Here is a 1982-nt window from a genome sequence, read left to right as displayed (position 1 = left end):
CGCCGAGGAGCTGGGGCGCCTGGACCCGCTGACCGGGCTTCGGATGGGCGAGGACTTCATCGCTGCGGCGCGGCGCCTGCGCGGGCACGACCGCTGCATGGAGTGGTGCGTCGTCGCGCTGGACACGGGCGACCTCGCCATCTTCAACGAATGGCACGGGACCGACGCAGGCGAGGTGCTCGTCGGGGAGATCGCCGACATCCTGCTGGACGTCGAGGCCGATGGTGAGGGCGTGGGCGGCTACTGGGGCCAGGACGACTTCAGCCTGCTCGTCCACATGGACGAGGACCTGCTCGAACAGATCCTGGGGCGCGTGACGGCGGCGGTGGAGCGCCACGACGCCTCTGTCGGTTTCCTTCCCGCCATGGGCGTCTATCCCCTGCTCCACGGGGGGAGATCACCGTCGACGTGTACGCGAAGGCGCTCTTCGCCAAGCAGACCGCCAAGCACAGCTACGAGAACCGCATCGGGTTCTTCCGGCCCGCCGCCTTCAAACAGCGGGCGGACGAGCACGAGCTTTTGGCCGGCTTCCAGTACGCGCTCGGCGAGGGCGAGATCACCTTCGATGTCCAGCCGCAGGTGGACATCCGCACAGGCCTCGTCGTCGGCGGTGAGGCGCTCGCGCGCTGGCGCCGCCCCGGCGGAACGAGCGTGAGCCCCGCGCAGTTCGTCCCCATCCTCGAGCGCAACGGGTTCATCCCGATGCTCGACAAGTTCATCTGGCACAGCGTCATCAAATGGCAGTCGGAGCTCATCGCGGACGGCAACGGCGCGGCGCAGGTCCCGATCTCGGTCAACGTGTCGCGCATGGATATCACCGGCTTCGATGTCCCCGCCTTCCTCGGGCGTACGCTCACCCACTATGGGATCTCCCTCTCCCTGATCAAAGCCGAGGTGACCGAGACCAGCTTCGCGCAGTCCCGCGAGGCGGTCGAGGAGCTCGCATCGGCACTCAAGTCGATGGGCATCGCGATCTACATGGACGACTTCGGGTCGGGGATGAGCTCGCTCGGAATGCTCAAGGGCATCGACGTCGACGCGATCAAGTTCGACCGGGAGTTCCTCATCCACGAGGTCGCAGAGAACGGCCAGATCGCCTCCGAGCTCGCCGCGGAAGAGACGGCGGACAAGGAGCGCGGCGGATTCATCGTCGACTCTATGATCGTGATGGCGAAGAACCTCGACATCCCCGTGATCGTCGAGGAAGCCGAGTCCGAGGAGCAGATCGCGTTCCTCAAGGCGGTCGGCGCGCGCTACGTGCAGGGCTTCTACTATTATCGCCCGATGCCGCCCGAGGCCTTCGAGCGCCTGGTGAGCGACGAGCGCGGCGTCGACGGCCGTGACGTCCGCCTCCCCAGCGAGCGCGCCGACGAGGCCCCCGCGACGGGCGCCTGACGGGGACGGGCGAGCTTCTTTGTGGCGTCCCTTCCACGCTCTCTCTTGTGGCGTCCCTTCACCGCACTCGCAAACAGTGAGAAGGCCAGTTCTTCTTTCCAGGACGTCAAAATAGCTTCATGCCGATTAACGCTAGCCTTCAAGCACAGCGATGCCATTGAGCAGTCTTCTCTCATGCAAAATAGAGAAGACTGCTCTTTTAAAGGGAAGTCTTCTCTACGTATAACGGGAGTAAAGAGAAGACTGCTCCTGGAAATAGCAGGCTTCTCTTCTTCAAAACAGAGAACGATGCTCTCGGCGCAGCACGGTCAGGCGTACGTCAGCAGTTGATCATTCGGATAAGCCGACGATATCACGTCAAAGGAACAGCTCGGCGTGCAGAGCGGAGCGCATCTCCAGCTCGTGTTTTGTCGGCCTGAGAAAAGCTGAGCCCATTCGTTCCATTAGAACTTGACCGATACCGACAAATTCCGCAAGACGCTTTACTCGTTCATTGTTCAGAGAGAACGAATGGAACCCAACAGCCTCAAGCGCATCAATCCTACGGTCATCGGTTGTCCAAGAGCCCTCAGGATGGAATTGTCTGC

General features: G+C 62.6%; 3 protein-coding genes. 1 reads left to right on the top strand and 2 read right to left on the bottom strand.

The features are described 5' to 3' along the window. A partial coding sequence (locus ACT84W_RS07855) for a hypothetical protein (RefSeq protein ID WP_444328801.1) occupies positions 1-388 on the bottom strand: 388 nt, incomplete at its 3' end. 20 nt (positions 389-408) lie between these two features. On the opposite strand from ACT84W_RS07855, the gene ACT84W_RS07850 reads away from it, so the two are divergent. After that, positions 409-1395: an EAL domain-containing protein gene (locus ACT84W_RS07850; RefSeq protein ID WP_444328800.1), complete on the top strand. Its 987-nt coding sequence runs from the start codon at positions 409-411 to the stop codon at positions 1393-1395. A 357-nt stretch (positions 1396-1752) separates the two neighbouring features. Here ACT84W_RS07850 and ACT84W_RS07845 read toward each other — a convergent pair. Beyond that, positions 1753-1982, bottom strand: a 230-nt coding sequence (locus ACT84W_RS07845; RefSeq protein WP_444328799.1) for a hypothetical protein, incomplete at its 5' end; no start/stop codon positions are given.

The sequence above is a fragment of the Paratractidigestivibacter sp. genome, assembly GCF_052362415.1.
Lineage (GTDB): Bacteria > Actinomycetota > Coriobacteriia > Coriobacteriales > Atopobiaceae > Paratractidigestivibacter.
This window is presented reverse-complemented; position numbering and strand designations above follow the sequence as displayed.